Below are 23,073 nucleotides of genomic sequence, written 5' to 3' on the forward strand. Positions count from 1 at the left end.
CGGGGGCTGGGGGGCGGGCGGCGGGGCGGGGCGCTTGTGGCCCGGGCGCCACCGGGGGCCCCCGCCCCCCCCCGCGCCCCCCGCCCGCCCCCCCCCCGCCCCCCCCCCCCGGGGGGGGGGGGGCCCGCGCCACGTCCGTGCGGGGCTACCGGCCGGCGGCGGTGGATCAGTGCACGGCGCGCCGACGCGCGAGATGGACGGTGATGTCGGCGGCAAGCTCGACCGTCTCCGGCAGGACCCGCTCGATACGACTGAACACCTGCTCCCGCTCCGGGGGCGACAGCTCCAGGTACGCCGAGATGGTCGAGAGATGGCCGACGAAGTCGGAGGCGCTCATCGTCAGACGCCGCTCGATCACGGACTGCCGGACATCGGCGAAAAACCGCGACCGTTGGAGCTCCGTGCCCGGCCACTGCAGTTCATGGTCCGGAGGCGTCCCGTCGGGTGACGGGACCTCGTCGCTTCTGAGGTACGGGGCCCGGGCCACGCGGACGGCCTCCTGCACCGCCGGGTCGGCGAGCCGGAGCGGTCCACCGAACGAGGCGAACACGCCACCCGGCTGCAGCAGGGCGGCCATCCGCGACCAGCGGCCCTCGGGGTTCGTCCAGTGCAGCGCCGCCGCCGCGTAGACCAGCTCGTAGGTCTCGCCCGGCCGCAGATCCTCGAACGCGGCTCGAACGGTGTCGACGTTCGCCGGCACGTGCCTGCGTAGCTCGGTGAGCATGGCCTGGTCAGGATCGGTGGCGGTGACCGCGACTCCCCGTTCCGCGAAGAGACGGGTCGCCTTGCCGGTGCCCGCACCAATCTCGAGGGCGCATCGAACCGGCTGACCCGCGTAGCCCATCACCAGGTCGAACAGTTCCACGGGATACCCGGGCCGGAATCGTTCGTAGGCTTCCGCCACCACTCCGAAGCTCAATGCGCGACCGGACACCCGAGGCATCCTGGCACGATCCGCGCCGTCACTGCTCGGCATTTCCCGCCAAGAGTCGATGCGCCTTTCGGATCGGTGATCCGGGAGGCGTCAGCAGGGGACGGTGCCCCAGCCCGCGGGCAGGCGCGGGACCGGCCAGGCCGGATCAGGCTTCCAGGACGCCCAGGACTCGTCCCACCAGTACTGCCCGGCATCGAGCAAGGCGGCGATCCGCTCACCCTCGGTCCGGATCGCCTTGCCCATCCCGGGGTAGCGACCCTCGTCGAGGCGCTGGGCGAACATCTCCACGTCCTTCCAGACGTAGCGGTCAGCATCGGCCGCCCACCAGAGGTCCAGTTCGTGGTCGAGGGTGTCCACCCCGATGGAGGTACGCCGGAACGTGTCCTGGAGGTTGAAGTACCAACCGGCGAAGACACGGTCCGGCCCCGACCAGAAGACGTCGACCGAGTGCGCCTCACCTGGGCGGTGCAGCATCAGCTTGCCGTGCCCACTCCAGGCCCGGTGTCCGGCAAGCTGCCACGGGTGCCGCCCGGCCGGGAACGTGCCGCACTCGGGGAAGCCGAACTCGGCTCCCGGCGGCAGATAGAGGGCGAGAAGGTTGGGCGAGTCCTCGACGCAGATCGTCGGACAGCCGAACCAGACTTCGCCGAGCAGGACCTCGCGCCGGACGACCACATCACCCATCGCGAACCGTCCGGGCGTCATCAGCTGATGCGCTCCTGGCTGAGCTGGGGGATGATCCTGGCTGCGGTTTCGAAGTCGGCGTCCTGATGCAACACCACGAGTTTCAGGCGGATGGCGGTCGCGACGACCAGGTGATCCGCGACCGACAACCCTTGGTGCGCGCTCTGTCCCGCCAACTCCTGACGGACGGCGCGCACCACCTGCCAGGCGTCGTCGGGAACCGGTACCCACGGATAGAGATCCCTGAGGTTCCGTTCCACCCGCTCGTACGCCTTCGCGTCGGCAATGCTCAGGGTCTCCACGAGCACCGGCTCGCAGAGGGCGATGAGCCCACGCTCCGCCAGGTCGAACCACTGTGGTTCGACCTGGCGGCGCACGATCCGCACCAGCGCGCTCGTGTCGACGAGGTACTTCACTGATCCAACTCGTCGAGTCGGTCGAAATGGAAACCGCCTTCGTCGGCGATCTCCTGCAGGTCGGTCAGCGCCCGACGACGACGTTCCCGGCTGCTTTCCACCACCTGTCGGAGAGCAGCCGCCACGGTGTCCTTCTTGGTGGAGGTGCCGAGGGCTGCGGTTGCCTCCGCCAAAAGATCCTCGTCAAGGTCCAACAGCGTCTTCGCCATTGATCACACCTCCCAATCATCGGGATATCTCGACGGGAAGTGTATATCCATTCCAGTTGGCGGTCAGCCGACGGCGGCCATGATCTCGTCGCTGACGTCGAAGTTCGCGTAGACGTTCTGCACGTCGTCGCAGTCCTCCAGGACGTCGATCAGCTTGAAGATCTTCCGGGCGCCCTCCTCGTCCAACGGGACGTTGACGCTCGGGATCAGCGACGACTCGGCCGACTCGTACTCGATGCCGGCGTCCTGCAGCGCGGTGCGCACCGCGATCAGGTCGGTCGGCTCGGAGACCACCTCGAACGCCTCACCGAGGTCGTTGACCTCTTCGGCGCCCGCGTCCAGGACGGCCATCATGACGTCGTCCTCGCTGGTCCCGGTCTTGGGGACGATCACCACGCCCTTGCGGGAGAACATGTACGACACCGAGCCGGCGTCGGCGAGCGAGCCGCCGTTGCGGGTCAGCGCCGTCCGCACCTCGGTGGCGGCGCGGTTGCGGTTGTCGGTCAGACACTCGATCAGCATCGCCACGCCGTTGGGGCCGTAGCCCTCGTACATGATCGTCTGCCAGTCGGCGCCGCCGGCCTCCAGGCCGGAGCCCCGCTTGACCGCGCGGTCGATGTTGTCGTTCGGGACCGAGTTCTTCTTGGCCTTCTGGATGGCGTCGTAGAGCGTCGGGTTGCCGGCCGGGTCACCGCCGCCGGTCCGCGCGGCGACCTCGACGTTCTTGATCAGCTTGGCGAACATCTTGCCGCGCTTGGCGTCGATGACCGCCTTCTTGTGCTTGGTCGTCGCCCACTTTGAGTGGCCGGACATCTGTTACCTCCGTTGCTACCCGCCGTCTGCATCGACCGCACCGCGCACGCCCCGCTCCCGCCGGCGCACACGGTGGTGCCGGTCAGCTCTGGTGGAAGCCGTGGCGGGCAGATGGCCCTGCCGAATCTCGGCAATCCTACCGGCGACCAGCGGGCGACTGTCACGCACCGCACGCCGGCAACCCGCCCCGCCCGCCCCGAAAGGGGACAGACGGGACGGAAGGCCGGTCATGAGTCGTACGCGGTCGCGTCGCTCACCGCGCGGCATCCGGTCCCGAGGCCCCGACGAGCGGCCCGCCGGAGGTCCGCTCCCGGGACCGGTCGACGATCTCGGTCAGCATCCGGTCGAGCCCCGCCTCCCGCTCGGCCGCCGGTGCGATCCGGCCCGGCGCGGTCGGGTCGCCCGGGTCCGCACCGGAGAAGTCGAAGTCGGTGAAGACGGTCAGCGCCACCCCCGTCGGTACGACGACCGCCCGCACCTCCGCCAGGATCTGCCGCAGGTGTTCGCCGGCCCGCGAGCCGCCCTGCACCCCGTACGTCAGCACGCCGGCCGCCTTGCCGTTCCACTCGGCGTACAGGTAGTCGATGCCGTTCTTCAGGGCCGCCGGCACGGAGTGGTTGTACTCGGGAGTGACGAACACGAACGCGTCGAACCCGGCGACAGTGTCGCTCCACCGGAGGGTGTGCGCGTTGCGGTAGTCGCCGAACATCGCCGGCACCGGCTCGTCGAGCAGCGGCAGGGCCTGCTCGGCGAGGTCGACCACCGCGACGGTCGCCGCCCCCCGGCGTACGGCGTCGTGCTCCTGCGCCACCTGCGCGGCCCACCGGGCCACCTCGCCGCCCCGCCGACCGGGACGGGTGCTTCCCACGATCAGGCCGATCCGGACCGGCCCTGCAGTCTGTGCGTTGTCCATGCCGCCGATCGTGCCGACGCGTCCGGACCGGCGGGAGGCCGCCGCGAGACTGGCCCCACGGGGGCCACCCACACACCGGCTCGCCACGGCAGACTGGGGCGGTGATGGACGGGGAGTTGGGTGCGTTCCTCCGCAGCCGCCGCGAAGCCCTCAGCCCGGCCCGCGCCGGTCTGCCGACCGGCCCACGGCGGCGCACGCCGGGCCTGCGCCGGGCCGAGCTGGCCACGTTGGCCCAGGTCAGCGTGGAGTACCTGACGCGGTTGGAGCAGGGGCGGGACACCCGTCCGTCGCCGGAGATCCTGGCCGCGCTCGCCGACGCCCTCCGCCTCGACGACGCCGACCGCGACCACCTGCGCCAGCTCGCCTCGGTCAACCACAGCCGGCAGTTGTGCCCGTCGGAGCCGCCGACCGTCTCCCGTACGGTCCGCCCGACGGTCCGGGCCGTGCTCGACGCGCTGCGGGACAGCCCGGCGTACGTGCTCAACCGGCTCGGCGACCTTCTGGCCTGGAACGACCCCTTCGACCGGCTGGCCCGCCCGCTGGGCCTGCTCGACGGCGTCCGCCCCAACCTGGTGTGGTTCGTGCTGGGCGACGAACGCGCCCGGGAATTTTTCGTCGACTGGCCGGAGCTCGCCGACCACCTGGTGGCCGAGCTGCACCGGCTGCGCCGGGGCGACGCCGCCGTCGACGCCTTCGCCGAGCGGCTGACCCGCACCGTCGGCGCGCCGTTCGCCACGCGGTGGGAGCGACGCCCCGTGGCGGCTCCCGCCAGCGGCGTACGGGGATGGCGGCACCCGGAGGTGGGGCCGCTCCGGCTGACCTACGAGACCCTCGAGTTCGCCGACAGCGACCACCAGCGGCTGGTCGTCCAGCTCGCCGCGGACGCCGCGACCGCCGCCGCGCTGGACCGGCTGCTCGGTCGTCTCCCCGGCCACCTGCGCCCGGTGGCCGGCTGAGCGGTCACCTCGCCGCGCGGATCAGCTCCACGAAGTACGCGTGCAGCCGCCGGTCCCCGGTCAGCTCAGGGTGGAACGAGGTGGCCATCAGGTTGTTCTGGCGTACCGCCACGATCCGGCCGTCGGCCGGCCCCTCGGTCACCGTGCCGAGCACCTCGACGCCGTCGCCGACCCGCTCGACCCAGGGCGCGCGGATGAACACCGCGTGGAACGGCTCACCCTCGACCCCGGCGATCTCCACCGGCGCCTCGAACGAGTCGACCTGCCGGCCGAAGGCGTTGCGTCGGACCGTCATGTCGATGCCGGCGAAGCCGCGCTGGTCCGGTCGGCCGTCGAGGACCTCCGTGGCGAGCATGATCATGCCGGCGCAGGAGCCGTAGACCGGCATCCCGCCGGCGATCCGCTTGTCGATCGGCTCGCGCATCTCGAAGATGTCGGCCAGCTTGCTGATCGTGGTGGACTCCCCACCGGGGATGACCAGCCCGTCGACCGCGTCCAGTTCCCTGGGGCGGCGGACCGGGCGGGCGTCCGCGCCGGCCGCGGCCAGGGCCGCGACGTGTTCGCGTACGTCGCCCTGGAGGGCGAGCACACCGATCACGGGTGCCGTCACGTTCGCTCCTCTCCTAGGCGTTAAGAAGGGCCCCTTCCTCTGCACGAGGCGTTAAGAAGGGGCCCTTCCTTTCACGTCACCAGCCGCGCTCGGCCAGGCGGTGGGGCTGCGGGATCTCGTCGACGTTGATGCCGACCATCGCCTCGCCGAGGCCCCGGGAGACCTTGGCCAGCACGTCCGGGTCGTCGTGGAAGGTGGTGGCCTTGACGATCGCGGCGGCACGCTGGGCCGGGTTGCCGGACTTGAAGATGCCCGAGCCGACGAACACGCCCTCCGCACCGAGCTGCATCATCATCGCGGCGTCGGCCGGGGTGGCGATGCCACCGGCGGTGAAGAGCACCACGGGCAGCTTGCCGGTCTCGGCGATCTCCTTGACCAGCTCGTACGGCGCCTGCAGCTCCTTGGCGGCCACGAACAGCTCGTCGGTCGGCAGGGACTGGAGGCGGCGGATCTCCTGGCGGATCTTCCGCATGTGGGTGGTGGCGTTCGAGACGTCACCGGTGCCGGCCTCACCCTTGGAGCGGATCATCGCCGCGCCCTCGGTGATCCGGCGCAGCGCCTCGCCGAGGTTGGTCGCGCCGCAGACGAAGGGGACGGTGAACGCCCACTTGTCGATGTGGTTGGCGTAGTCGGCCGGGGTCAGCACCTCGGACTCGTCGACGTAGTCGACGCCGAGCGACTGGAGGATCTGCGCCTCCACGAAGTGGCCGATCCGGGCCTTGGCCATGACCGGGATGGAGACCGCGCTGATGATGCCGTCGATCATGTCCGGGTCGCTCATGCGGGACACCCCGCCCTGGGCGCGGATGTCGGCGGGCACCCGCTCGAGCGCCATCACGGCGACGGCGCCGGCGTCCTCGGCGATCTTGGCCTGCTCGGCGTTGACCACGTCCATGATCACGCCGCCCTTGAGCATCTCGGCCATGCCGCGCTTGACCCGGGCGGTGCCGGTGACGGGGGTGGCGGTGGCGTTCTGGGAGGTGGTTTCGGGCACGGGTTATCGCTCCTCGAACGGGCTCGGGGGGTGGCTGTGGAAATGCTACGGGGGTCGCAACGCCGGTCCGACAGCCAATCAGACCCACGGTGGCCTGCCCTGTGGCAGCCGTCACCCAGCCCAGCGCGTTCCCCGCACCTGGATCCACTCGGCTTCAATGATGTCGGGGTGTACGGCGGGCTTGGACACCCCGACATCAATGACCTCGAGTCGATCAACGATCCGGGCGGCCGGGCGGCCGGGCGGCCGGACCGGGCGGCCGCCGAACAGGTCCCGGACCGGGCCGGCGGGGTCAGCCGGCGGGGACGTCGGCCGGGGCGACGAGGGTGGGGTCGTCGATGTCGAAGTAGCGCGGCCACGCGTGGCGTCGCCCCATCCGCAACAACCGCACCAGTGGACGGCTCCGCGCCGTTCGGGCGTCCCGGACCAGGTCGGTGTGCACCTGCCGGGCCAGGGCGAGCCGGCGGCTGGCGGCGATGACGGCCTCGCAGTCCGGATCGGTCGGGTCGAGCGGCACCGACCGCAACTGCCGCGTGAGGTCGTTCTCGGCGGCCTCCCGCTCGTCCGGCCCGGCGTCGAGCGCGATCCGCGCGGCCGAGTACAGCTCGACGCCGTACCGTCGCTCGGCCAGGACCGCGGCGGCGGCCGCGCGGCGCAGCAGGTGGGCGTCGAGCGCCCGTGCCGCTGACTCCGCCCGGGACTGCAGCCGGTCGACACGGCCGGCGGTCCAGACGAGGTACGCCGACACCAGCGCGACGACCAGCGCCGCGCCCACCACCCACCACATGCCCGGCATCGTAGTGCTGCTCCGTCTCCTCCGGCCCCGGCCGGTCCCCGACGGTCGTCACCGCCGCACCACTGGCACCACCGGCGTCCCAGCGGCACGGGTGTCAGCCCAGCCCAGCCCATTCCTGGTCGATGACCCGCCCGTCGGTGGCCTCGATCGCCGCTGCGTATACCTCCAGAACACGGCGGGCAACCACCGGCCAGTCGAAATTCGCCACGACCTGGTCCCCGCAGGCGGTCAGTTCCGCCCGGCGGGCCGGGTCGTCGAGCAGGGCGACGAGGGCGGACCGCAGCGCGCCCGGGTCACCGTTGCGGAAGAGCAGACCCGCCCGACCGCCGTCGAGGACCCGGCGGAACGCGTCGAGGTCGCTGGCGACGACGGTCGTGCCCGCCGCGAGGGCCTCGGTGAGGATCATGCCGAACGACTCACCACCGGTGTTCGGCGCCACGTAGAGGTGCACGCTGCGCAGCATCCGGGCCTTGTCCTCCTCGGAGACCAGGCCCAGGAAGGTCACCTGGTCGCGCAGCGGGGCCGGGAACCGGTCGAACAGGTCGTCGGAGTCGCCGGGACCGGCCACCAGCAGCCGCAGGCCGGGACGCTCCCGCGCCAGCGCGACGAAGGCGTCCCGGAGCACCGGGAAGCCCTTGCGCGCCTCGGTGAAGCGACCGAGGAAGCCGATCGTCCCGCCCCGCCCCGGCGCGCACTCCCCCGGCCAGCCCGGCAGCGGCTCCGCGTCGACGAACTTGGCCACGGCCACCCCGTTGGGGATCTCCACCGCCCCACCGTCCATGTGCTCGACCTGCACCTTGCGCGCCAGCGCGCTGACCGCGATGCGCGCGGTGATCCGTTCCAGCACGATCTGGAGCGCGCCCTGGGCGGCGGCGAGCACCCGGGAACGGGTCATCGCCGTGTGGAAGGTCGCGACCACCGGGCCGCGGGCGGACAGCACGGCCAGCATCGACAGGCTCAGCGTCAGCGGCTCGTGCACGTGGAGCACGTCGAAGTCGCCCCGGGTGATCCAGCGGCGGACGCGCGCCGTGGACATCGGCCCGAACGCGATCCGGGCCACCGAACCGTTGTACGGCAGCGGGACGGCCCGCCCGGCCGACACCACGTACGGCGGGAGCGGGGAGTCCTCGTCGGCCGGGGCGAGCACGCTCACCTCGTGACCCAGCCCGATCAGTGCCTCGGCCAGGTCCATGACGTGGTTCTGCACGCCACCGGGTACGTCGAAGGAGTAGGGGCACACGATGCCGATCCGCACGTTGGCGCCCTCTCCCTCAGACCCGTCCGGTGGCCGGCGGTGGCTGCGCCGCGCCGTCCGCCGTGGCCCGCTGGTCCGGCCACATCCGCTGCAACATGTGCCAGTCTTCCGGATGGCGGGCGATGCCCGCCGCAAGTCCGTCGGCGATCCGCTGGGTCAGCGCCCGGGCCCGCTGGTCGAGGGGACCCTCCTCCGGGCCGGGAAGAGGAATCGGCCCCTCGAGGGAGGCGCAGGCCGCGTCCGGTTCGTACCACATCGAGGCGACGTAGAGAGGCGCCCCGGTGCGCAGCGCGAGCAGCGCCGGGCCGGGCGGCATCTTCGTCCGGGCACCGAAGAAGTCGACCTCCACCCCCCGGGCGGAGAAGTCCCGGTCGGCGAGCAGCGGCACCACCGCGCCGGCGTTGATCCGGTCGACCAGCACGTCGAACGTGGGCCGGGGGCCGCCGTGGGTGGGCAGGATCTCCATGCCGAGCCCCTGCCGGAAGGCGAGGAACCGCTCGTAGAGGCCCCCCTTCAGCCGCTCGGCCACCGTGGTGATCGGCCAGCCGGTCGCCGCCACCCAGGCGCCGGCCGCGTCCCAGTTGCCGCCGTGCGGCAGCGCGACCACCGCACCCCGGCCGGCGGCCACGTCGGCGGCGAGCAGCTCGTGGCCGTCGAGGCGGAACCCGGCCAGGATCTCCCGCCGGCTCAGCGACGGCAGCCGGAACATCTCCATCCAGTACCGGGCGTACGACCGAAGACCGGCCCGGACCAGCTCGTCCAGGTCCGTCTCGGGGAGGTCCGGGCCGACCACCCGGCGCAGGTTGGCGCGGAGTCGGGCCGTACCCGCGCCGCCGCGACGGTGCGCGCGGTCGGCGCCCGCCCGGAACGCCGCGGCCACGACGGGCCGGGGCAGCGCGCGGATCGCGCGCCAGCCGGCGACGTAGCCGAGTTCGGTGAGGTTCACCGGCGCCGGACCCCCGGCCCTGTGCCGCTCACCCCTGCCCGCCGGGGGCGGCGGGGACCTGCTGGGCCTGCCGGTACACGTGGGCCATCCGCTGGCCCACCGTGAAGATCGACACGGCGGCGAGCAGCCAGAGCGCGATCTCCAGGGCCGGGCGGACGCCGACACCGGTGAGCACGCCGCCGACGCCGACGATGAGCAGCCGCTCGGTGCGCTCGGCGATGCCGACGTTGGAGGTCATGCCGAGGCCCTCGGCGCGGGCCTTGACGTACGAGACGAGCCCTCCCGCGGCCAGGCAGACCAGCGCGGCGGCGGTGCCCGTCCGGTCGCCCTCCCCCGCCAGGTAGAACGCCACCGCGCCGAACACCGCGCTGTCGGCCACCCGGTCCATGCTCGAGTCGAGGAAGGCCCCGAAGCGGGTGGAACCGCCGCTCATCCGGGCCATCGTCCCGTCGAGCAGGTCGGTGAGGGCGAAGACCGTCACGATGAGCGCACCGGCGACCAGGTGCCCACGGGCGCCGAAGCCGAGGGCGCCGACGAGCACCCCGAGGGTGCCCGCGACGGTGACCGCGTTGGGAGTGACGCCCGCTCGGAGCAGGCCGCGCGCAACCGGCTCGACGACACGGGTCATCCCCGCGCGGGCCGTCACTTGGAAGATCTTCGCCATGGCGGTCCCACGATAACGGTCCCGGCCCCACCGCGATACGGCCGGTCAGGCGACCCGCCCGGGGAAAGCTTGTGCCGTCCGGGCAACGGGTGTGAGATCGAGCGTGGAGAGGTGAGCCAGCTCACCCGTCCGACCGTCCCGTTCCCGCTTGGCAGCAGACCACCGGAGGATATCGCCGCGCACCCGCCCGAGCCGCACTCTCCGCGCGCGGCGGTCGCCACCAACCACCGGCTGAGGGAGGTGCGCCCCATGGCGCAGAAGAGTCAGGAGAAAGGGGCCACCGGCGGCGCGCCGGTGGTGACCGATCCCGGCAGGGTCCGCAACGTGGTGCTCGTCGGCCATTCCGGCTCCGGCAAGACGACACTCGTGGAGGCGCTGCTCGCGGCGACCGGCACGATCGGTCGCGCGGGGTCGGTCACCGACGGCACCACCGTCTGCGACCACGACCCCGCCGCCGTACGCCAACAGCGCTCGGTCAGCCTCGCGTGCGCCCCGCTGGTGCACGACGGCATCAAGGTCAACCTGCTGGACACCCCCGGCTACGCCGACTTCGTCGGTGAGCTGCGCGCCGGCCTGCGAGCCGCGGACGCCGCGCTCTTCGTCGTCTCCGCCGTCGACGGCATGGACGCCGCCACCGCCGCCCTGTGGGAGGAGTGCGCGGCCGTCGACATGCCCCGGGCGGTCGCCGTCTCCCGGCTGGACCACCCGCGCGCCGACTTCGACGAGGCAGTGGCGCTGTGCCAGCGGGTCTTCGGCGACAACGTGATGCCGCTGTACCTGCCGATGCTCGGCGACGACGGCATCTCCACGGTCGGCCTGCTCGGTCTGATCACCCGTCGCGTCTTCGACTACACCGCCGGCCTGCCCGCCGACGTCCGGGAGCCGGACCCCGAGCACCTGCCCGCCATCGCCGAGTCCCGCAACGAGCTGATCGAGGGGATCATCGCCGAGAGCGAGGACGAGACGCTGATGGACCGGTACCTCGACGGCGAGGACATCGGCACCGACGTCCTCGTCGAGGACCTGGAGAAGGCGGTCGCCCGCGGCCACTTCTACCCGGTCGTGCCGGCCTGCGCGGAGACCGGCGTCGGCCTGGACGCGCTGCTGGAGGTGCTGACCGCAGGCTTCCCGTCACCGCTGGAGCACGACGTGCCGGCCGTCGCCGGGGTGGACGGCTCGCCCCGGCCGCCGCTGAGCTGCGATCCGGACGGGCCCCTGGTCGCCGAGGTCGTCAAGACCACCGTCGACCGGCACGTCGGCCGGGTGTCCCTGGTCCGGGTGTTCTCCGGGACGCTGCGCCCCGAGCAGACCGTGCACGTCTCCGGGCACGGCCTGGCCGAGCGCGGGCACCCCGACCACGACGCCGACGAGCGGGTCGGGCACATCTACACGCCGCTGGGCGCGAGCCTGCGGGAGGTGGGTGCGTGCGTGGCCGGTGACATCTGCGCGATCACCAAGTCGGGCAGCGCGGAGACCGGCGACACCATCTCCGCCAGGGACGAGCCGCTGCTCATCGCCCCCTGGGAGATGCCGGAGCCGCTGCTGCCGGTGGCGATCGTGGCCCGTACCCGCTCCGACGAGGACGCGCTGGCCCGCAACCTGGCACGGCTCGTCGCCGGCGACCCGACCATGCGGCTGGAACGCAACCCGGAGACCCACCAGCTGGTGCTCTGGTGCATGGGCGAGGCACACGCCGACGTGGTCCTGGAGCGGCTGCGTGCCGGCGGCGTCGAGCTGGACACCGAGCCGGTCCGGGTCCCGCTGCGCGAGACGTTCACCGTCCCCGCCCGGGGCCACGGCCGCCACGTCAAGCAGTCCGGAGGCCACGGCCAGTACGCCGTCTGCGACATCGAGGTCGAGCCGCTGCCGCGCGGCGCCGGCTTCGAGTTCGTCGACCGGGTCGTCGGCGGCGCGGTGCCGCACAACTACATCCCGTCGGTGGAGAAGGGCGTACGGGCCCAGATGGGGCGGGGCCTGGTCGCCGGCCACCCGGCGGTCGACCTGCGGGTGACCCTGGTCGACGGCAAGGCGCACAGCGTCGACTCGTCCGACGCGGCGTTCCAGACCGCCGGGGCCCTCGCGCTGCGCGACGCCGCCGAGAAGGGCCAGCCGACGCTGCTGGAGCCGGTGGACGAGGTGACCGTCCGGGTCCCCGACTCCTCGGTGGGCGCGGTCATGGGTGACCTGTCCGGGCGGCGCGCGCGGGTGCTCGGCAGCGAGCCGGACACCGCCGCCGAGGGACGCACGCTGGTCCGCGCCGAGGTCCCCGCCACCGAGCTGCTGCGGTACGCGGTCGAGCTGCGCGCGATGACCTCCGGCACCGGCACCTTCCGCCGCCACTTCGTCCGCTACGACCCCATGCCCGCCCACCTGGCCGAGCAGATCCGCAAGGAGAACACCCCCTGACGGAAGGTGGCCGGTGCCGGCCGTCCGCCGCGGCGGGCACGCCGTCACCGGTCCATCACATGCATCTGATGCATCGCCCAGATTTGATGTAACCTACGGTCGTGGTGCTGACGACTGAAGCGGTCCCGGCATTCGTGCGCCTGGCCGCCCACCCGCTGCGATGGCGGCTGCTGACCGACCTTGCCACCAGCGACTACCGGGTACGGGAACTGGTCACCCTGACGGGCGAGCCGCAGAACCTGGTCTCCTACCACCTACGGCTGCTCCGCGACGGCGGGTTGGTCACCGCCACGCGCAGCAGCTTCGACGGCCGCGACAGCTATTACCACCTGGATCTCGACCGGTGCGGGGACGCGCTCGCCGGCGCCGGTGCCGCACTGCACCCGGCACTGCACCGGGAGCCGGCGACGCCGCGCACACTCCCGGTCGACCCGCGGCGCCCGCCCCGCGTCGGCGTGCTGTTCGTGTGCACGGGCAACAGCGCCCGCTCACCGATCGCCGAGGCCCTCCTGCGTCACCGCACCGGAGGCCGGGTCGAGGTCGTCAGCGCCGGCAGCCGACCCCGGCCCCACCTCCACGCCGACGCCGTACGGGTGTTGCGCGACGAGTTCGACATCGACATCACCTGTCAGCGTCCCCGGCCTCTGGACTCGGTCGCGGGTCACCGATTCGACTACGTGATCACCCTGTGCGACAAGGCCCGCGAGGCCCGCGTCGACTTTCCGGGCCAGCCTCGGCGGGTGCACTGGAGCATCCCCGATCCGAGCACGGCGGGTGGCACCCTCCCGGCCGGCTACGCCGCCTTCCGGCACACCGCGGCCGACATCGACACCCGCGTCCGACATCTGCTGCCCGTCCTCGCCGCCGCGCAACGTGAAGGAGATCCACCGTGACCGCACCCGAGCCGTACGCCAGCGTCCGCTACCTCGTGGACGACGTGCAGACCGCCGTCGACTTCTACACCGGCCACCTCGGCTTCACCCTGCGCACCTCCGCCGCGCCCGCCTTCGCCGACGTGGTGCGCGGCCCCCTACGGCTGCTGCTGTCCGGGCCGGCCAGTTCCGGCGCCCGCGCCACCCCCGAAGACGCCACCGCCGCGGGACGGAACCGCATCCACCTGATCGTCGACGACCTGGACGCCGAGATCGACCGGCTGCGCCGCGCGGGCCTGTCGTTCCGCAGCACACCGGTCGCCGGTCCCGGCGGACGCCAGATCCTGCTCGCCGACCCCGCCGGCAACCTCGTCGAACTGTTCCAACCCGCCGACCGGCGGGCCACCGCCTGACCCTGCACACCCCGGTCCGGCCCGGCTGGCCGCCCGGCGCGACCAGCCGGTCAGGGGCGGGTGGCGGGGAGCATGGGACTGGGCCAGTGGGGGCGGTCGGCCTCCCGCAACGCCGCCGCGCGCACGGCGGCAAGCTGGCGTTCGACCTCGGCGAACTGGTCCGGGGAGAGCGGGCCGCGGTCCAGGGCGGCGGCGTTCTCCTCGACCTGGGCGACGGTGCGGCAGCCGGGGATCGGAATCGTCCGCCCGCTGCGCGCCCAGATCCAACCCAGCGCGCCCTGGGCGAGGGTACGTCCGTCGGCGGTGAGCGCCGCGCGTACCGCACCGACCCGGCGCAGCCACTCCGGCGCCGGCCGGCCGCCCCGGAACCACTCCAGCCAGCCCGGCGCCATCCCGCGTACGTCGTCGCGGGGCAGCGTGGACCCGGCGGCGTACTTGCCGGTCAGCAGGCCCATGCCGAGCGGCCCCTGGTTGACGCTGGCCAGGTCGTACTTGTCGCAGACGGCGAGCAGGTCCGGTGCGTCGCGCAGCACCGACAGGGCGTGCTGCACGGCGGTGGCGTGCCGGGCGCCGTGCCCGAAGAGGGCCGCCCGGTCGGGCCGGTCGGTGCTCCACCCGTACGCGCGAACCAGCCCGTCGGCGACGAGGTCCTCGCAGGTGCCGATCAACGCCTCGGCGCGCGGCGCGGACAGGTCGGCCAGGTGCAGCTGGTAGAGGTCGATCCGGTCGGTGCCCAGCCGGCGCAGCGAGTCGGTGACGGCCCGGCGCAGGTACGCGGGCGAGGCGTCCTGCCCGGTGGCCCGACGGGTGGCCTCGTCGAAGGTGTGCCCCCACTTGGTGGCGATCACCGCCTCGTCGCGACGGCCGGCGAGCGCGCGGCCGAGGATCCGCTCGGAGTGCCCGGCTCCGTACGTGTCGGCGGTGTCGAAGAGGGTGATCCCGAGGTCCAGCGCGCGGCGTACCGCGCGAACCGACTCGTCGTCGTCGACCGCCCCCCAGCCCAGCGGCTGCGTCCCCTCCGACCAGGGCCCGCCGATCGCCCAGCACCCCATGCCGAGGGCGCTGACCTCGATGCCGCTGCGGCCCAGTGTCCGCGTGGTGAGTGCCATCGACGCATCCTGCCACCTCGGGAGCGACCGCGGCAGGGAGTCAGCTGGGCCAGGCGCGGGCGAGCAGGTCGCGGGTGTCGGTGAGCAGTTGGGGCAGGACCTTCGTGCGGCCGATGACGGGCATGAAGTTGGCGTCCCCGCCCCAGCGGGGCACGACGTGCTGGTGCAGGTGCGCGGCGATGCCGGCACCGGCCACGCCGCCCTGGTTCATCCCCAGGTTGAAGCCGTGGGCGTTGCTGACCTTGCGGACGACCCGCATCGCGGTCTGGGTGAGCACGCCCAGCTCGACCGTCTCGGCCGGGTCCAGGTCGGTGTAGTCGGCGACGTGCCGGTACGGGCAGACCAGCAGGTGACCCGGGTTGTACGGGTAGAGGTTGAGCACCACGAAGACGTGCTCGCCGCGGGCCACGACCAGGCTCTCGTCCGCCGGCCGGCCGGGGGCCAGGCAGAAGGGGCAGCCGCTCGGCTTCTCGTAGCCGCCCTCCGGCCGGTCCTCACCGGAGATGTAGGTCATCCGGTGCGGCGTCCAGAGCCGGTCCAGGCCGTCCGCCATGTCGCCACTGCCCGCGTGCCGTTCCTCCCCTGTCACGCCACCGATCCTACGTCCCGCCCGACGTCACCCCACCACCCCGGACCGTCGACGATTGACGAATGCAAGTTAATCGATGAAACTTTCATGCAATCGATTGTGATGATCGTCGATGGGAGCTGACCGTGAAACAACGACGCACCTCCGTACTCCACCGTCTCGGCCGGGCACTCGCCGCCTGCGCCCTGGCCGCCGTCGCCACCGTCGTGGGCGTGACGGCGACCGGCGGCGCCGCCCACGCCGACGGCTGCTACACCTGGGGCCGCATGCTCTCCTCCGGCATGAGCGGCGAGGACGTCCGGCAGCTCCAGATCCGGGTCTCCGGCTACCCCGGCTACGGTGCCCGGATCACCATCGACGGGGCGTACGGCCCGGCGACCAGGTCCGCGGTGATCCGCTTTCAGCAGGCGTACGGTCTCCCCGCCGACGGCATCGCGGGCCCGCAGACCTTCAACCAGATCTACGCCCTCCAGGACGACGACTGCACCCCGGTCAGCTTCAGCTACGCCGAGTGGAACCGGTGCAACAGCGACTGGTCCGGCGGTGCGGTCTCGGCGAGCACCGCGAAGTTCAACGCGCGCGTCTCGATGTGGAAGTTGCAGGCGATGCGCAAGGCCCTCGGCAACGTGCCGCTCTACATCAGCAGCGGGTTCCGCAGCTACTCCTGCAACAACGCGGTCGGCGGGGCCGCCGGCAGCAGGCACCTGTACGGCGACGGGGTGGACCTGGTCGGGTCGCCCTCACTCTGCCGGCTCGCGCAGCAGGCCCGTAACCACGGCTTCAGCAACATCCTCGGTCCCGGCTACCCGGGCCACAACGACCACACCCACCTGGGCAACTCCGCGGGCCAGTCCTGGTCCGCGCCGAGCTGCGGCATCTGACGGACCCCACGTCCACAGCCGCCGCCCACGGCGACGAGGTGTTAAAAGGGGCCCCCTGCTATGCGGAAAGCGATAACAGGGGGCCCTTCCTTACACCTCGGCGGACGGGCCGACGTTGGTGCGGGTGGAGACGACGTCGAGGACGTGGGTGACGGCCTCGGCGACCGGCACCCCGTTGCGCTGGGAGCCGTCCCGGTAGCGGAAGGACACCGTGCCGGCTGCCACGTCGTCGTCGCCGGCGATCACCATGAAGGGGATCTTCTGCTGCTGGGCGGTGCGGATCTTCTTCTGCATCCGGTCGTCACCGGCGTCCACCTGGGCGCGGATCCCCTCGGCGCGCAGCGCCGCGACGAAGCCGTGCAGGTAGTCGGTGTGGTCCTCGCGGATCGGGATGCCGACCACCTGCACCGGGGCCAGCCAGGCCGGGAACGCGCCCGCGTAGTGCTCGGTGAGGACGCCGATGAACCGCTCGATCGACCCGAACTTGGCGCAGTGGATCATGACCGGCTGCTGCCGGCTGCCGTCGGCCGCCTGGTACTCCAGCCCGAAGCCCTTCGGCTGGTTGAAGTCGTACTGGATGGTCGACAACTGCCAGGTCCGGCCGATGGCGTCCTTGGCCTGCACCGAGATCTTCGGGCCGTAGAAGGCCGCGCCGCCCGGATCCGGCACCAGGTCCAGGCCGGTCTCCAGCGCGCACTGCTCCAGCACCGCGGTCGCCGTCGCCCAGTCCTCCTCCGTGCCGACGAACTTCTCCGGCTTCGACTCGTCGCGGGTGGACAGCTCCAGGTAGAAGTCGGTGATCCCGAAGTCCTTCAGCAGGCCCAGCACGAAGGCCAGCAGGTGCTTGATCTCGGCCGGCGCCTGCTCCCGGGTGCAGTACGAGTGCGAGTCGTCCTGGGTCAGGCCGCGCACCCGGGTCAGACCGTGCACGACGCCGGACTTCTCGTACCGGTACACCGACCCGAACTCGAACAGCCGCAGCGGAAGCTCACGGTAGGACCGCCCGCGCGACCGGTAGATCAGGTTGTGCATCGGGCAGTTCATCGCCTTGAGGTAGTAGTCCGCGCCCTCGAACTCCATGGGCGGGAACATCCCGTCGGCGTAGTACGGCAGGTGACCGGAGGTGTGGAAGAGACCCTCCTTGGAGATGTGCGGGGTCCCGACGTACTGGAAGCCCTCGGCGATGTGGCGGGCGCGGACGTAGTCCTCCATCTCGCGCTTGATCACACCGCCCTTGGGGTGGAACACCGGCAGCCCGGAGCCGATCTCGTCGGGGAAGCTGAACAGGTCCAGGTCCGCACCGAGCTTGCGGTGGTCGCGCCGGGCGGCTTCCTCCAGCAGCTTCAGGTACGCCTTCAGCTCGTCCCGGGTCGGCCACGCGGTGCCGTACACCCGCTGGAGCTGCGGGTTCTTTTCCGAGCCCCGCCAGTACGCGGCGGCCGAGCGCATCAGCTTGAACGCGCCGATCAGCCGGGTGGTCGGCAGGTGCGGGCCACGGCACAGGTCCGACCAGCAGACCTTGTCCTCGTTCGCGGCGAGGTTGTCGTAGATGGTCAGCTCGCCGCCGCCCACCTCCATGACCTCGTCGGTGTCGAGGCCCTCGCCCTTGACGTCGATGAGTTCCAGCTTGAACGGCTCGGCCGCCAGCTCGGCCTTCGCCTCGTCGAGGCTGCCGAAGCGGCGGCGGCGGAACCGCTGGCCGGACTTGACGATCTCCTGCATCCGCTTCTCGAGCTTGGCCAGGTCGTCCGGCTGGAACGGCTTGTCGACGGCGAAGTCGTAGTAGAAGCCGTTCTCGATGGGCGGGCCGATGCCGAGCCTGGCCTCCGGGAACACGTCCTGCACGGCCTGGGCGAGCACGTGCGCCGTGGAGTGGCGCAGCACGTTCAGCCCGTCCGGGCTGTCCAGCGTGACCGGCTCGACGGCGGTGTCCTCGGCCGGCGCCCAGTCCAGGTCGCGCAGCTGGCCCCGCGGGTCGCGGACGACGACGACCGCCTTCGGGCCGGACGCGGGCAGCCCGGCCGCGGCCACCGCGTCGGCCGCCGTGGTCCCGGCGGCGACGACGACGGGGTCGACCACAGCGGGGGTACGGGGTGCGGACACGGTGACTCCTCCAGCAGGTACGGACGGTGTGATGCCGACGGGCGGTTCCTGCCGATGCTATCGGTCGCCCGAGCACCGACGCCGCAGGGGAAAGGAAGGGCCCCCTCTTAACGCCTCCGGTAGAGGAGGGGTCCCCTCTTAACACCGGCGGCGTTGAACCTTTTCGGCCTCCCGTCCGAACTACCGGGTGAGGCCGGAGCCGGTACCGGCCGCTGGAGACACGGATGGGAACCGACGATGGCGACAACGCGCGAGAGCCGCGTCCGCCGGGCCGGGGTGGTGACCGCCCTGGTCGCGCTGGCGGTGCTGGCCTGGCCCGGTGAGGCGCAGGCGGCGGATGTGACGATCACCCCGGGCCAGGCCCGGCAGGGCGAGGCGGTGAAGGTGGAGTTCGTGGTGCCGGAGGACCGCGCCGGCACGAGGACCGCGCGGATCGAGGTACGGCTGCCGGCCGACGCCCCGATCGCCGAGGTCTACCCCATGTCGGTCGAGGGCTGGGCGCCGCGGATCGACTCCCGCCTCCTCGACACACCGGTCGCCGGCATCCACTCCACCACGGTCAGCACGGTGACCAGTGCGGTGACCTGGACCCGGATGCCCGGGGCGGCGGCCGGCCCGGCCCGTCTGACGCTCTCCATGGGCCCGTTGCCGCAGGCGGACCGGCTGGCGTTCGAGGTGATCCAGACGTACGCCGACGGCACGGTGGTCCGGCGGACGGACGCCGCGGCGCCGGTGCTCACCCTGCTTCCCGCTCTCCCCGGGGCGGCGGCCGGCCACGGCGGGCACGGTGCCGCACCGGCGGCGCCACGGGGCCAGGTGGCCGACGGGGCGACCGGGACGGACGACGAGGGCGGCAGCTCGCAGGGCCTGCTCGTCGCCGGGCTGCTGGCCGGTCTGGGCGGTGGGCTCGCGGGCGGCTGGCTGCTGAGCCGGCGCCGCCGGGACTCACCGGGCGAGCGAACCGACCTGCGAGCCGTCCTCGACGGTCCGGCCCCCGACGAGCCCCGGCCCGACGACGAGGCCGGCAACGCGACCGCCGAGCGGCGCGAGGAGCCGGCGCGGGCCGGGTGAGGGTCAGCCCACCCAGTCCGGCAGGGGCTCGCGGGCGGTGAGCCAGTCGGTCGGCACGCCGCCCGGCGTGCCGACTCCCGTGTACGCGGCGACGACCGCGCCGGCGATCGCCGCGGTGGTGTCCACGTCCCCGCCCGCCTCGACGCAGGCGCGCACGGCGGCCGGGTAGTCGTGCAGGTGGGTGGCGGCCACCCAGCAGGTGAAGCCGACGGTGTCCTGGGCGGTGACCCGGGCGCCGTTGCCCAGCGCGTCCACGACGTCGGCCGTGGGGCGGCCGAGCACGTCGGCGGCGCGCCGTACGCTCCGGTGCACCTCGGTCGCCGGGTCCAGCGCGGCCGCCACACCGGCGAGCAGGCGGGCCGGCTCCGGCCGGTCGCCGTCCAGGCGTGCCCGGGCGGCCAGCGCTGCCGCCACCGCCACGGCGACCGCCCCGGCGACGCCCTCCGGATGCGCGTGGGTCACCTCGGCCGACGCCCGGGCCTGGGCGGCGGCGCGGCTGGTCGAGTCGGCGAAGTACGCGCCCAGCGGCCCGACGCGCATCGCCGCCCCGTTGCCGCAGGAGCCCTGCCCGTCGAAGGCGGACGCGGCGGCCACCGGCCACGGGGTGCCGGTGCGGATCAGCCGCAGGATCCGCACCGCGCCCGGCCCGTAGCCCCGGTACGGCTCGCACCGAGACGCGAAGGCGAGCGCGAGGGCGTCCCGGTCGATGCGGCCGGCCTCCGCGAGTGCCGCCACCACCGAGCAGGCCATCTCGGTGTCGTCGGTCCACTGCCACGGTGGCGGGGGCAGGCGGCCGGCGGCGAGATCGGCCGGACGCACGCCGGGAACGAAGAACTGGGAGCCGAGGGCGTCGCCGACCGACAGGCCGGCGAGGGCGTCCCGGGCGAGCGCCAGGCGGCTGTCGGAGAAGAGCGTGAACGACATCGTCGTACCAGCTTGCCCGGTTGCGGGGTGTGCCGCAACGCGATCAACTTGCCACGCCGAGTACGTTCTTGGGGTGGCCACCGTGCTCCTGGTCGAAGACGACCACGTCGTACGCGGCGCGATGCTGCGTTCCCTCGCCGACCGGGGCCACGCCGTGCACGCCGTCGGCACCGCGCTGGACGCGCTGCGGCGGGTCGCCGCCGAGACGCCGGACCTGGTGGTCCTCGACCTCGGTCTGCCCGACCTGGACGGTTCGGACGCGCTGCGGATGCTGCGCGGCATCACCGACGTGCCGATCATCATCGCCACCGCCCGGGACGACGAGCAGTCCGTCGTACGACTGCTGCGGGCCGGCGCCGACGACTACATGGTCAAGCCGTTCACCGGCGCGCACCTCGACGCCCGGATCACCACGGTGCTGCGGCGCGCCGGGCGCGCCAGCCGTACGGTGCAACCGGCGGTGCACACCGTCGGCGGGCTCCGGGTCGACGTGGGCGAACGCAGCGCCCTCCTCGACGGCGAGGCCCTCGCACTGACCCGCAAGGAATTCGACCTGCTGGCGTATCTCGCCGCGCGACCCGGGCGGGTAGTGTCCCGCCGGGAGCTTTTGGAGGAGGTATGGCGGCAGCCGTCGGTCGGCGAGGACCAGACCATCGACGTTCACCTGTACTGGCTGCGCCGCAAAATGGGCGAGTCCGCGGCGAAGCCGCGCTACCTGCGCACCGTGCGGGGGGTGGGCTTCCGGCTGGTGGCGCCGGACTGAGGCGAACGCTTGCCCTGCTCACGGCCGGCATGTGCACCCTGGTCGCGCTGGCGTTCCTGGTCCCGCTCACGGTCAACCTCGGCGACCGGGCCCGCGAGGAGGCGCTCGCCGACGCGGCCCGGCGCAGCGCCCTGGTCACCGGCGCCCTGGCGGTCAGCACCGACGCCGACGTGGTGCGGCGCGCCGCGGAGGCCACCGGTGACGACCCGGCGACCCGCCCGCTCGTGCGCGGGCTGGGCGGCGACGAGTCGTCCGGCCGGGCCACCGACGCGGACCTGGAGCAGGCCCGCACCGACGGCCGGTCCCTGGTGGTGGACGTCGACGGCGGAGTGGTCCGCCTCGACCCGGTGGTGCTCGGGGACACCACGGCCGTGGTCGAGGTGTTCGTGCCGGAGTCCGCGCTCGGTGGCGTGTCCACCACCCGGTGGGTGCTGCTGCTCGGGGTGGCCGCCGCCCTGGTGGGCGCCACGGTGCTGGTGGTCGACCGGGTCGCCGTCCGCGCGGTCGACTCGGCCCGCGGCCTGGTCCGGGCGGCGCTCGCGGTGGGCGACGGCGACCCGGGCGTACGCGTCGAGCCGACCGGCCCGCGTGAGCTGGCCGAGGCCGGGTACGCCTTCAACCGGATGGCGGAGCGGCTGGTGGCCGCCCGCGCCGACGAGCGGGAACTGGTCGCCGACCTGTCGCACCGACTGCGCACGCCGCTGACCGCGCTGCGTCTGGACGCCGAGGCGCTGGAGTCCGACGACACGAGCATCGGCACGTTCAGCCCCGCGGAGCTGGACCGGCTGCGCGGAATCCGCCGGATCCGGCAGGCGATCGCCACCCTGGAGGGCGAGGTCGACCAGATCATCAAGACCACCCGCAAGGCCGTCAGCCAGGAGACGGCCCCGGCGATGTGCGACGTCAGCGAGGTCGTGCGGGACCGGATGGTGTTCTGGTCGGCCCTGGCGGGGGACCAGAACCGGCCGCACCGGGTGCTCGGGGCGCAGCTGCGCACTCCGGCCCCGGTCCCGCGGGCCGAGCTGGCCGCCGCGCTGGACGCGGTGATCGGCAACGTCTTCCGGTACACGCCGCAGGGCACCGCCTTCGAGGTGGCGGTGTCGCGGCGGGACGGCTACGTGGCGATCCGGATCGACGACGCGGGTCCCGGCATCGCCAACCCGGACCGGGCGCTGCGCCGGGGTGCCAGCGGCCAGGGGTCGACCGGGCTGGGCCTGGATATCGCCAAGCGGGTCTCGTTGCAGGCCAACGGCTCGGTCAGCATCGACCGGGCCCGGCTCGGCGGCGCCAGCGTGGTGATGCTGCTCGCCGACCCGGAGGCCACGCCCCGGCAGGTCAGCCGGTTCGGGCTGGTCGGCCGGATGGCCCGGGACGCGCGCGACCCGAAGAGCGGCGGCCGGCGCTGGCCGCGTCCCCGCTCCACCGACGCCTGACGCTCCGCCGGCGACAGGCTGTGGGGCCGGTCAAGTCTTCCTTAGATGACGGTTAACCCCGGTGGCGGACCGGCCGGCGGCTGTCAGGATCGAACCAGAACCCATCAGTTCCACCGGCCACCGCCCACGTACCCACCCGGCCGGTGGAGCCGTGGGGGGGGGGGGGGGGGCGGGGGCCCCCCCCCCCCCCCCCCCCCCCCCCCCCCCCCCCCCCCCCCCCCCGCCGTGTTGGACCCGGGGGTTGGCGCCCCGGGGGCCCCCGCACCCCGCCCCAACCCCGTTCAACACCACGGCGGGGCGGCGGGCGGAGATCGGGCGG

General features: G+C 73.1%; 24 protein-coding genes. 8 read left to right on the top strand and 16 right to left on the bottom strand.

Annotated elements, in window-relative coordinates:
• Positions 1 to 166: 166 nt before the first annotated feature.
• The 6 genes from ACIBR0_RS20195 to ACIBR0_RS20220 form a co-directional block, all read right to left on the bottom strand.
• Positions 167 to 865, bottom strand: coding sequence for a class I SAM-dependent methyltransferase (locus ACIBR0_RS20195; protein ID WP_396717674.1), 699 nt, complete (start codon positions 863 to 865; stop codon positions 167 to 169).
• A 159-nt stretch (positions 866 to 1,024) separates the two neighbouring features.
• Positions 1,025 to 1,639, bottom strand: a complete 615-nt coding sequence (locus ACIBR0_RS20200; RefSeq protein ID WP_396717676.1) for a DUF402 domain-containing protein — start codon at positions 1,637 to 1,639, stop codon at positions 1,025 to 1,027.
• Positions 1,639 to 2,034, bottom strand: coding sequence for a PIN domain-containing protein (locus tag ACIBR0_RS20205; RefSeq protein WP_396717678.1), 396 nt, complete (start codon positions 2,032 to 2,034; stop codon positions 1,639 to 1,641). Before ACIBR0_RS20205 ends, ACIBR0_RS20200 begins: the two co-directional genes overlap by 1 nt.
• Positions 2,031 to 2,243, bottom strand: coding sequence for a type II toxin-antitoxin system VapB family antitoxin (locus tag ACIBR0_RS20210; protein WP_396717680.1), 213 nt, complete (start codon positions 2,241 to 2,243; stop codon positions 2,031 to 2,033). The genes ACIBR0_RS20205 and ACIBR0_RS20210 overlap by 4 nt, the downstream gene beginning before the upstream one ends.
• 63 nt (positions 2,244 to 2,306) lie before the next feature.
• Entirely contained in the window at positions 2,307 to 3,056 is a 750-nt protein-coding gene (locus ACIBR0_RS20215) for a YebC/PmpR family DNA-binding transcriptional regulator (protein WP_396717682.1), read from the bottom strand.
• Positions 3,057 to 3,309: 253 nt separating this feature from the next.
• A complete protein-coding gene (locus ACIBR0_RS20220; protein WP_396717685.1) occupies positions 3,310 to 3,969 on the bottom strand; it encodes an NADPH-dependent FMN reductase in 660 nt (219 codons plus the stop codon).
• Between the two features lie 104 nt (positions 3,970 to 4,073).
• Here ACIBR0_RS20220 and ACIBR0_RS20225 point away from each other — a divergent pair, with 104 nt between their 5' ends.
• A complete protein-coding gene (locus ACIBR0_RS20225) occupies positions 4,074 to 4,925 on the top strand; it encodes a helix-turn-helix transcriptional regulator (RefSeq protein ID WP_396717687.1) in 852 nt (283 codons plus the stop codon).
• 4 nt (positions 4,926 to 4,929) lie between these two features.
• Here ACIBR0_RS20225 and pdxT read toward each other — a convergent pair whose 3' ends face one another.
• The 6 genes from pdxT to pgsA all read right to left on the bottom strand — a co-directional run bounded on the left by pdxT (position 4,930) and on the right by pgsA (position 10,190).
• Entirely contained in the window at positions 4,930 to 5,535 is a 606-nt protein-coding gene (pdxT, locus tag ACIBR0_RS20230) for a pyridoxal 5'-phosphate synthase glutaminase subunit PdxT (protein ID WP_396717690.1), read from the bottom strand.
• A 76-nt stretch (positions 5,536 to 5,611) separates the two neighbouring features.
• Positions 5,612 to 6,529, bottom strand: coding sequence for a pyridoxal 5'-phosphate synthase lyase subunit PdxS (gene pdxS, locus ACIBR0_RS20235; protein WP_396717693.1), 918 nt, complete (start codon positions 6,527 to 6,529; stop codon positions 5,612 to 5,614).
• Positions 6,530 to 6,821: 292 nt separating this feature from the next.
• On the bottom strand, positions 6,822 to 7,325 hold the full coding sequence (locus ACIBR0_RS20240; RefSeq protein WP_396717695.1) for a hypothetical protein: 504 nt from the start codon (positions 7,323 to 7,325) through the stop codon (positions 6,822 to 6,824).
• A gap of 94 nt (positions 7,326 to 7,419) precedes the next feature.
• Entirely contained in the window at positions 7,420 to 8,580 is a 1,161-nt protein-coding gene (locus ACIBR0_RS20245; RefSeq protein WP_396717698.1) for a glycosyltransferase family 4 protein, read from the bottom strand.
• Between the two features lie 16 nt (positions 8,581 to 8,596).
• Complete coding sequence (locus ACIBR0_RS20250; RefSeq protein WP_396717700.1) at positions 8,597 to 9,526, bottom strand: phosphatidylinositol mannoside acyltransferase; 930 nt, start codon at positions 9,524 to 9,526, stop codon at positions 8,597 to 8,599.
• A gap of 28 nt (positions 9,527 to 9,554) precedes the next feature.
• Positions 9,555 to 10,190 carry a phosphatidylinositol phosphate synthase gene (gene pgsA, locus ACIBR0_RS20255; protein ID WP_396717702.1) on the bottom strand — a complete coding sequence of 212 codons (636 nt, stop codon included), beginning with the start codon at positions 10,188 to 10,190 and terminating at the stop codon, positions 9,555 to 9,557.
• A gap of 249 nt (positions 10,191 to 10,439) precedes the next feature.
• Here pgsA and ACIBR0_RS20260 point away from each other — a divergent pair, with 249 nt between their 5' ends.
• The 3 genes from ACIBR0_RS20260 to ACIBR0_RS20270 all read left to right on the top strand — a co-directional run bounded on the left by ACIBR0_RS20260 (position 10,440) and on the right by ACIBR0_RS20270 (position 13,881).
• Complete coding sequence (locus ACIBR0_RS20260; protein ID WP_396717706.1) at positions 10,440 to 12,596, top strand: elongation factor G-like protein EF-G2; 2,157 nt, start codon at positions 10,440 to 10,442, stop codon at positions 12,594 to 12,596.
• A 101-nt stretch (positions 12,597 to 12,697) separates the two neighbouring features.
• Positions 12,698 to 13,489: an ArsR family transcriptional regulator gene (locus ACIBR0_RS20265; protein WP_396717708.1), complete on the top strand. Its 792-nt coding sequence runs from the start codon at positions 12,698 to 12,700 to the stop codon at positions 13,487 to 13,489.
• Positions 13,486 to 13,881, top strand: coding sequence for a VOC family protein (locus ACIBR0_RS20270; protein WP_396717710.1), 396 nt, complete (start codon positions 13,486 to 13,488; stop codon positions 13,879 to 13,881). Before ACIBR0_RS20265 ends, ACIBR0_RS20270 begins: the two co-directional genes overlap by 4 nt.
• A 50-nt stretch (positions 13,882 to 13,931) precedes the next feature.
• Here the strand turns inward: ACIBR0_RS20270 and ACIBR0_RS20275 are convergent, their stop codons facing one another.
• On the bottom strand, positions 13,932 to 14,990 hold the full coding sequence (locus ACIBR0_RS20275; protein WP_396717712.1) for an aldo/keto reductase: 1,059 nt from the start codon (positions 14,988 to 14,990) through the stop codon (positions 13,932 to 13,934).
• Positions 14,991 to 15,030: 40 nt separating this feature from the next.
• Positions 15,031 to 15,543: an HIT family protein gene (locus tag ACIBR0_RS20280; protein ID WP_396717753.1), complete on the bottom strand. Its 513-nt coding sequence runs from the start codon at positions 15,541 to 15,543 to the stop codon at positions 15,031 to 15,033.
• 161 nt (positions 15,544 to 15,704) lie between these two features.
• On the opposite strand from ACIBR0_RS20280, the gene ACIBR0_RS20285 reads away from it, so the two are divergent.
• Positions 15,705 to 16,460: a D-Ala-D-Ala carboxypeptidase family metallohydrolase gene (locus tag ACIBR0_RS20285; RefSeq protein WP_396717714.1), complete on the top strand. Its 756-nt coding sequence runs from the start codon at positions 15,705 to 15,707 to the stop codon at positions 16,458 to 16,460.
• A 90-nt stretch (positions 16,461 to 16,550) separates the two neighbouring features.
• Here ACIBR0_RS20285 and thrS read toward each other — a convergent pair whose 3' ends face one another.
• The gene (gene thrS, locus ACIBR0_RS20290; protein ID WP_396717716.1) at positions 16,551 to 18,563 is read right to left on the bottom strand and encodes a threonine--tRNA ligase; all 2,013 of its coding nucleotides are present in this window, start codon (positions 18,561 to 18,563) and stop codon (positions 16,551 to 16,553) included.
• A 237-nt stretch (positions 18,564 to 18,800) separates the two neighbouring features.
• Between thrS and ACIBR0_RS20295 the strand changes: the two genes are divergently transcribed.
• Complete coding sequence (locus ACIBR0_RS20295) at positions 18,801 to 19,634, top strand: DUF1775 domain-containing protein (protein ID WP_396717718.1); 834 nt, start codon at positions 18,801 to 18,803, stop codon at positions 19,632 to 19,634.
• Between the two features lie 3 nt (positions 19,635 to 19,637).
• Here the strand turns inward: ACIBR0_RS20295 and ACIBR0_RS20300 are convergent, their stop codons facing one another.
• Positions 19,638 to 20,558, bottom strand: a complete 921-nt coding sequence (locus ACIBR0_RS20300; RefSeq protein ID WP_396717721.1) for an ADP-ribosylglycohydrolase family protein — start codon at positions 20,556 to 20,558, stop codon at positions 19,638 to 19,640.
• Positions 20,559 to 20,631: 73 nt separating this feature from the next.
• On the opposite strand from ACIBR0_RS20300, the gene ACIBR0_RS20305 reads away from it, so the two are divergent.
• Positions 20,632 to 21,321, top strand: coding sequence for a response regulator transcription factor (locus tag ACIBR0_RS20305; protein WP_357042072.1), 690 nt, complete (start codon positions 20,632 to 20,634; stop codon positions 21,319 to 21,321).
• A gap of 29 nt (positions 21,322 to 21,350) precedes the next feature.
• Complete coding sequence (locus ACIBR0_RS20310) at positions 21,351 to 22,754, top strand: ATP-binding protein (RefSeq protein WP_396717723.1); 1,404 nt, start codon at positions 21,351 to 21,353, stop codon at positions 22,752 to 22,754.
• Positions 22,755 to 23,073: the final 319 nt, after the last annotated feature.

The sequence above is a fragment of the Micromonospora sp. NPDC049497 genome (assembly GCF_044465805.1).
Taxonomy (GTDB): Bacteria; Actinomycetota; Actinomycetes; order Mycobacteriales; family Micromonosporaceae; genus Micromonospora.